This is a genomic window from Nocardia xishanensis NBRC 101358 (assembly GCF_001613365.1).
GTDB lineage: Bacteria > Actinomycetota > Actinomycetes > Mycobacteriales > Mycobacteriaceae > Nocardia > Nocardia xishanensis.
In genome coordinates, this window is the sequence record NZ_BDCF01000015.1 from 159,841 (window position 1) to 166,782 (window position 6,942).

Sequence of the window (6,942 nt, forward strand, 5' to 3'; positions counted from 1 at the left end):
CGGGGTTCGGATCAGCGCAGATCCGCCAGCGGGCTGGTGTCACAGGCGCGACTCGATGCGGTAGCGATTTTGAGTGTGGACGGCATCCCCAGTCCGACGGCACGGTTGGGCTTGCCGCTGCGCCGGGAATGGTCTTTGTCCGGCGCGGGTCGCGCGCCCTGGGTTCCGACGGCCGCCAAGGCGAGTTCGGCATTGCCGCGCACGCATTCGGGGTCGGGTCCGTCCAGGGGAAGACCGGTGAAGAACTTGGCCGCCATGCAGCCGCCCTGGCAAGCGTCGTACGCCGAGCAGGAACTGCACGCGCCCGCGCTTTGCGGTTGCCGCAGCTCGGTGAACAATTCCGATGTGCGCCAGACGGATTCGAACCCGCCGGGGTTTCGGATATTGCCCGCGAGGAACTGGTCGTGGATGGCGAACGGGCAGGCGTAGACGTCGCCGACCGGGTCGATGAGGCACACCACCCGTCCCGCGCCGCACAGATTCAACCCGGGAAGCGGGGTCGAGCCGAGGGCGTTGAGGTGGAAGAACGAATCTCCGGTCAGCACCCGTTCTCCGTTGGCGACCAGCCAGTCGTAGATTTGCAGCTGCTGATCGGTGGTGGGGTGTAGATCGTTCCATACGTCGGCGCCGCGTCCGGACGGCCGCAGTCGCGTGATGCGCAGCTGTGCGCCGAATCGATCGGCGATGGCTTTGAATTCGTCGAGTTGGCCGACGTTGTGGCGGGTCATCACCACGGAGATCTTGAAGTTCTCGAAGCCGGCTTCTGCCAGGTTCTCCATCGCCCGGTAGGCCATCGCGAACGAACCCGGACCTCGCACGGCATCGTTGACGTCGGCGGTCGCGCCGTCGATGGAGATCTGCACGTCCACGTAGTCGGTGGCGGCCAGACGTCGCGCCCGCTCCGGGGTGAGCCGGACGCCGTTGGTGGAGAACTTCACTCCGACGTTGTGGTCGACGGAGTAGTCGAGCAGTTCCCAGAAATCGGATCGAACAGTGGGTTCGCCGCCGCCGATATTGACGTAGAACACCTGCATGCGTTGCAGCTCATCGATGACCGCCTTGCATTCGGCGGTGCTCAACTCGCGGGGATCCCGTCGGCCGGACGACGACAGGCAGTGCTCGCAGGCGAGGTTGCAGGCGTAGGTCAGCTCCCATGTCAGGCAGATCGGCGCGTCCAAGCCGTGTTTGAAATGTTCGACCAGTTTCATCGGGATTCCTGTTCGCGGGTCACTCGGTGGTTCGCTGCCGGATGGTGCCTGCTTCGGCCAAGCCGGCAAGGGCGCGCAGATAGGGGTGGTGCTCGTCGGCCGGGACCGCGGCCGCCTCCAGGGCGGCGGTCACGTTCGGGCTGTCCGCGAGTTCCTTGACGAGCGCCACAAGCAGCGGTGTCTTGAGGAACGAAAGCCGGCGCGTCGCGTAGTCGTAGACCAGAGCGCCGAACGGCTCGGGGCGTAGGGTCACCGACGCCGCGAGCGCGTAAGGCCGAGCCGGGTCGAAGACCTCGAACTCAGTAGACACCGCACATACCGTCGATCGAGACGTCCTCGACGAGCAGATCCTCTTCGATGAGGGCGTCGTCGGCGCGGGATACGGTCGGGTTGGTCGCGGGCTCGCTCAAGGCGGACTCCTTCCGGTCGGTGAGGATGTGACCCCGAGCATAATGACATCAGGTGACAAAATGGAAGAGGCGATGGCGACGCAATCCTCCGAAGGGCACGTCAGCAGGCGCGGACGACGCCGGGCCACCACCGCGGGCGAGCTGGAACGAGCCGCGTTCGACCTCTTCGAGCGCGACGGATTCGACGCCACGACGGTCGAGGACATCGCCGCGGCGGTCGGTATCAGCAAACGTTCGTTCTTCCGCTACTTCGATTCCAAGAACGATGTCGTCTGGGGAAACTTCGGCGAGGGGTTGCAGCGCATGCGCGAGAACTTCGCTCGCTGTCCGGCGGACCAGCCGATCATGGACGCGGTGCGAACGGTGGTGGTGGACTTCAACCGCTTCGACGCCGACCAGGAGCCCCGGCATCGCAAGCGTATGGAACTCATTTTGAAAGTGCCTGCCCTGCAAGCCCATTCGACACTGCGCTATCGCGATTGGCGCGAGGTCGTCGCCGAATTCGTCGGGGGTCGGCTCGGCCTCCCCGCACATGATCTCGTGCCGCAGGCAGTCGGATACTCGACACTGGGCGTCGCCATCGCGGCCTACGAGCATTGGTTGGCCGAAGAAGGGACCGACCTCGCCGAGGTGCTCGACAGGGCGCTGCGCAGTCTCGCCACGGGGTTCGTGACGGATCGACGGTAGCGTGCGCCGGTACGCCACGTGATCGAAAAGCGTGTCCCATCACGTGGCGTCCAAGCTACCCGAGCTCTCAGTTCGGGTCATACCAGCTGAACTCGACGATGGCGTCGTTGTAGTCGGCGTCGTCGCCGTTCTCGGCTACAAGGACGAGCAGGTGATAGGTCCCGATGTCGTATGGGCCGCCTCGCTTCACGATGGACTGCTGCCACTCGTCCCTGTCTCCCGAGTATGCGAAATCGACCGAGTAGGGCTGACCCGTTGCCCGCAAACTCGCCCGGCCGATCTCGGTGTTGGCTGGCCCGGCGCCGGAGAACACGTAGTCTACGCCGCCCAAATCGTCCCAGAACCGCACCTTCTGCGGGTGCCTGGAGTTCGTCCTCACCTTCACGGTGACAAGCGCCCCCGCGGGGAGTTCGGTGATCGTTTCCGCCATCGCCACGCCTCTCCGGTCACGTTCGCGACGCCCCCGGCAACACGACCCGGGACAGCACAAGCGCCCCGCAGGGTCTGGCGAACAAGGGACTGAACACCCGTGCGGCACAAAGAATCCTACCGCCCGGCAGCTGCGGGCAAGGTGAATCGCCTCGGCGGACTCGAAGCGAGTCGGTCTCGCGGTCGGATGCCAGAGAGCGGCCGGCCAGTGCAAGCCTCGGTTCAGAACTTGCCGGTGTGGTGTTCGATTCGGTGCCCGAGTCGGGCGGCGAATTCGGTGATGAAGTCCTCGGTTAGGGGCGGCCACCCCCAGAAGTCGAAGGCGAGGGCGCCTAGAGCGAAGCCGCCTGCCCAGTGCCAGCTGGTGATGGAGCTCGGTGTGGTGCAGGAGGGGCAGATCGCCGCGCCGGTGCCTGTTCGTTTCCAGGTGTCGATCGCGTCCGAGAACGGCTGCCATGCGGCGGGATCGGCTTCCCATTGCTGCGGGTAGTCGATGATCACGGTGGTGGCCTGGCAGCGTGGGCATACCGCGGAGGCCGGTTCGATGGCGCCCTGTCCGGGATGGTGGTCGTGGCGGCCGCCGATGACGGCGACGGGGCCGGGAATCCAGTCGGCGCCCCATTCCTGGGTGATCTGCTGCCAGTCGGGGCCTGGCACATAGCCTTCGTCGACCTGAAGGCTGTACATAGCGTCGCGGGAAGTCTCCCGAAGCAGCCATCGCCGCGACACCATCCAGTCCACCATGTGCCCGGCCAGCGTGCTCGCGTCGGCCGAGGCCACGTCGAGGTCGACGATTCGTTCGAAATAGTCACCCATAGCCGCATCCTGCCATTCAGGACCGACGTCCATATCGGAGCCGACCGGGGCGAGGAGTGGCCTTGCGCGGATCGGCGACAAAAGCGCTCCACAGCAAGCCGATTCGACTGTTAGTGTCGCCATTCGTGAAAACTCCGTCCTCCCTTGCCGAGGTCCGCGCCGAGATCGATGCGATCGACAGCACGATGATCGAACTCCTCACGACCAGGCAGGAACTCGTGCGCGCGGCGGCGACGTTCAAACGCGACGAGCACGCCGTCCGCGCCCCCGACCGCTTCGCGCAGGTGATCGCGTCGGTGCGGCAGCGCGCGGACGCGGCGGGTTTGTCGGCCGATGTCGCGGAGGCGATTTGGCGTTCGATGATCGGCGCGTTCATCGAACTGGAGCTAGCCGAACACGAGTCGCTCCAAACGGGCAAGTAGCTCAGCTCACCGCCTTCTTCGCCGGGGTGGCGAAGGTCGTTCCGGAAGGTTCGGCTATGCGGCGGTGTTCACCGCCTTGGCTTCCGGAGTGGCGAGGATGCTTTTGAATTCGGGGCAGTCGACCAATGGTTCGTGGGTGCAGGTCGCGGTGTGGCGCAGGCCGTCCCGCATTCTGGTCAGGCGGGCGATGTCCTCGTCCAGTTGCTTTGCTCTGTCGACCAAGTGGGCTCTGAGTTCGGCGTCCTGAGGGGTGGCTGTCAGGAACCGGGCGATCTGCGCGATGGTGAACCCGGCCGAGCGGGCGCAGGTCACCAGAGCCAGCCGTGCGAGCACATCCGGGTGATAGGTGCGGCGTAAACCGTTGCGGCCGTCGGGCTCGATGAGGCCCCGCTTCTCGTAGAACCGCAACGCGGACGGGGTCAGCCCGGCCTGCTCGGCGACTTCGGCGATATCCAACGATGTCATGCCCGATTACTCCTTGACTTGAACCGCGCTTTAAGTTGCACGATAGTCGCATGACCGAAGAAATAGAAGAACAGATCTCGCTCCATCCGCAGGTCGAGGCGTATCTGGATCGACTCGCCCGATTCAATTTCGGTGAGCTGCACACGTTCCCCGTCGAGCAGGCGCGCGAAGGGGTGCGCAGGGGGATCGCGCTACTGGGCGAGCCCGAAGCTGTCGCCGACGTCGAGGACCGCATCATTCCCGCGGCGAATGGGGATATTCGGGTCCGGATCTACACTCCCATGGGTGAGGGCTCCTTCCCGTTGCTGGTGTTCTTCCACGGTGGCGGGTTCATGCTCGGCGATCTGGACACCCACGATGGTCTGTGCCGGAGTCTCGCGAACGGGGCCGAGTCGATCGTGGTTTCCGTCGACTACCCGCGGGCGCCGGAGCACAGATTCCCGGCGGCACCCGATGCCTGCTACGCCGCGACGCAGTGGGTTGCCGACAACGCGGCCGGCATAGGCGGAGATCCCGCTCGGATCGCTGTCGGCGGCGACAGTGCCGGAGGCAACCTGGCGGCGGTTGTCGCGCAGATGGCGCGCGATCACGGCGGGCCCGCCCTGGTCTTCCAGCTGCTGATCTACCCCGACCTCGATTTCCGGCGAACGAATTACTCCATCCGCGAGTACGCGGGTAAGTACGGCAATATCGGCAGGGCCACCCAGCACTGGTTCATGGATAACTACCTGACCACCGAAGAGGAGAAACTCGATCCCCGAGTCTCGCCCCTGCTCGCCCCCGACTTGGCTGGGCTCCCGCCAGCGCTCATCATCACCGCTGAGTACGACGCGCTGCGGGACGAGGGCGAACAGTACGGGGAGCGGCTAGAGGCGGCCGGCGTCCCGGTCACCGTCAGTCGCTATGCCGGAATGATCCACGAATTCGTCCGGCACACCTTCGACGACAGCGAGAAAGCGCGAACCGAAGCAGCGACAGCGCTGCGGAAGGCGTTCATCCGCTGACTGTCACCGCTCGCGAACAAGAATCGGGGGCTCTTCTCGTCGAGCGGTCCCGCAGGAACCGACCGCTGGACCGATCGAGATCTTGGATCAGCCGTAGCGGTATCGGCGTCCGGCTGGTGGCGGGACGCCGATACCTGTCACGTCAGGCCGGTGACATGCCGACCCGGCTGGGTTGCCGGGCAGCTGATTCGAGCCGATTCGAGAAATCAGAGGCCGTCGAGGGCCGCGGTGATCTTGCGGGCCATCGCGGCCACCGCGGGGCTGGGCTCGCCCTTGCGGGCCTGGACGGCGGCTTCGATGGCGATCAGGACGGTGTCGCGGAAGTTGTCGGCCTCGCCGGGATGCTGGTCGCGGAGCAGGGTCATGGCGGTGGTCAGGGCGGGCAGTACTTGGTCGGCGAGTTCGGCGACGGACTTGCCTGGCAGGTGGATGTCTCTGGTCTTGGCGGCGAGTACGTGCCCGACCAGCCCGGTCGCCGAGGTCAGGGCGGTGGAGCCCTGCGCGATGGACTTGTGCGGCGCGCCGGAGGCGGCCATCAGCGATACCGCGCCGTAGGCGGCGGTGCGCAGGGTTCCCTTGTCGTGGTCGCTCAGGGTGATGGTGATGGACATATCGTGTACTCCTCGAAATCGGTTGTGGCACTGACCCGAATCGGGTCGGTGCCGGTCGTTTTCTTCGATGTGCACACTGTCGCCGGGTTGGCTGACACCGAGCTGACACAGGCCTGACACTTCTGCTGACACCTGCACTGACACCGCGATCGGCCTTCGAACGCATCAGCTTTCTCCGCTGGCGATCACCCGGCCTGAGACCGGTGTGGCCCAGGCCATCCTGTAACGGCTCGCATGCCACGGAGTTCTCGGGAATAGCGAATACCGTTGGGCAGCACGTGGTCTCGGAGCACAACCGCGCCTAGCCGCTATCGCGGCGTTCGAAGGCACTCTTGCACCCCTTGCGGCACTTGCCCGGTGAGGGAAGCGTCGCCGTCGCCGGTCATCGGAACGCTCAGCGCCCTGGACATCGGCGAAATCCGCACCCTCGCGACCCGGCCGACGGGGAAGCCCGAAGGGTCGGCCGGGCCGGGCATCGACGCTTCAGAAGGCCGCTTCGTCGAGGTCCATGATCGAGGTGTCGATCTCGGACAGGACGGCCCAGTCGGCGCTCAGGCGCGGCAGCACTGTCCTGGCGAAGAAGGATGCGACGGCGATCTTGCCTTCGTAGAAGGCGCGGTCGGCGCCGCCGTCGCTGGAATCGAGCACGGTGATCGCGATCTCGGCGGCGACGAGCAGACGCCAGCCGACCAGCAGGTCGCCGACGGCGAGGAGGAAACGCACCGACTCCAGGCCGATCTTGTACAGCTCGGCGGGGTTCTCCTGCGCGTCGAGCAGGTGCTGGGTTAGCCGGCCCGTCATGTCCTGCACGTCCTCCAGTGCGGTGGCGAGCAAGATCTTCTCGGCCTTGAGCCGGTCGTTGTCGACGCTGGATTGGGCTGTTTCCCTGA

The 6,942-nt window shown here is 65.6% G+C and carries 11 protein-coding genes; 3 read left to right on the forward strand and 8 right to left on the reverse strand.

Features of this window, described 5'->3' with window-relative positions; all coding sequences use genetic code 11:
- Positions 1–11: 11 nt before the first annotated feature.
- From mftC to mftA, 3 genes are read right to left on the reverse strand one after another with little or no spacing between them, the layout of a single operon-like run.
- Positions 12–1,208, reverse strand: coding sequence for a mycofactocin radical SAM maturase (gene mftC / locus NX1_RS14825; RefSeq protein WP_068058753.1), 1,197 nt, complete (start codon positions 1,206–1,208; stop codon positions 12–14).
- 19 nt (positions 1,209–1,227) lie between these two features.
- Entirely contained in the window at positions 1,228–1,518 is a 291-nt protein-coding gene (mftB, locus tag NX1_RS14830; protein ID WP_068058755.1) for a mycofactocin biosynthesis chaperone MftB, read from the reverse strand.
- Positions 1,508–1,618 (reverse strand): mycofactocin precursor MftA, encoded by a 111-nt coding sequence (gene mftA, locus NX1_RS14835; protein WP_068058757.1) that lies wholly within the window; start codon positions 1,616–1,618, stop codon positions 1,508–1,510. Before mftA ends, mftB begins: the two co-directional genes overlap by 11 nt.
- Positions 1,619–1,690: 72 nt before the next feature.
- Between mftA and mftR the strand changes: the two genes are divergently transcribed.
- Entirely contained in the window at positions 1,691–2,305 is a 615-nt protein-coding gene (gene mftR, locus NX1_RS14840; RefSeq protein ID WP_068058799.1) for a mycofactocin system transcriptional regulator MftR, read from the forward strand.
- Positions 2,306–2,372: 67 nt separating this feature from the next.
- Here mftR and NX1_RS14845 read toward each other — a convergent pair whose 3' ends face one another.
- Together NX1_RS14845 and NX1_RS14850 are read right to left on the reverse strand one after the other, a co-directional pair.
- Positions 2,373–2,735 carry a fucose-binding lectin II gene (locus NX1_RS14845; RefSeq protein WP_068058759.1) on the reverse strand — a complete coding sequence of 121 codons (363 nt, stop codon included), beginning with the start codon at positions 2,733–2,735 and terminating at the stop codon, positions 2,373–2,375.
- Positions 2,736–2,956: 221 nt separating this feature from the next.
- Positions 2,957–3,550: a hypothetical protein gene (locus NX1_RS14850; protein ID WP_068058761.1), complete on the reverse strand. Its 594-nt coding sequence runs from the start codon at positions 3,548–3,550 to the stop codon at positions 2,957–2,959.
- A gap of 62 nt (positions 3,551–3,612) precedes the next feature.
- Here NX1_RS14850 and NX1_RS14855 point away from each other — a divergent pair, with 62 nt between their 5' ends.
- Positions 3,613–3,972, forward strand: a complete 360-nt coding sequence (locus tag NX1_RS14855; RefSeq protein ID WP_218024130.1) for a chorismate mutase — start codon at positions 3,613–3,615, stop codon at positions 3,970–3,972.
- 54 nt (positions 3,973–4,026) lie between these two features.
- Here the strand turns inward: NX1_RS14855 and NX1_RS14860 are convergent, their stop codons facing one another.
- Positions 4,027–4,437, reverse strand: a complete 411-nt coding sequence (locus tag NX1_RS14860) for a MerR family transcriptional regulator (RefSeq protein ID WP_068058765.1) — start codon at positions 4,435–4,437, stop codon at positions 4,027–4,029.
- Positions 4,438–4,487: 50 nt separating this feature from the next.
- Between NX1_RS14860 and lipP1 the strand changes: the two genes are divergently transcribed.
- Positions 4,488–5,441, forward strand: coding sequence for a LipP1 family hormone-sensitive lipase (gene lipP1 / locus NX1_RS14865; protein ID WP_218024131.1), 954 nt, complete (start codon positions 4,488–4,490; stop codon positions 5,439–5,441).
- A 206-nt stretch (positions 5,442–5,647) separates the two neighbouring features.
- Here the strand turns inward: lipP1 and NX1_RS14870 are convergent, their stop codons facing one another.
- On the reverse strand, positions 5,648–6,052 hold the full coding sequence (locus tag NX1_RS14870; RefSeq protein WP_068058767.1) for a hypothetical protein: 405 nt from the start codon (positions 6,050–6,052) through the stop codon (positions 5,648–5,650).
- A 483-nt stretch (positions 6,053–6,535) separates the two neighbouring features.
- On the reverse strand, positions 6,536–6,942 hold a 407-nt coding region (locus NX1_RS14875; RefSeq protein WP_169812235.1), incomplete at its 5' end, for an acyl-CoA dehydrogenase C-terminal domain-containing protein.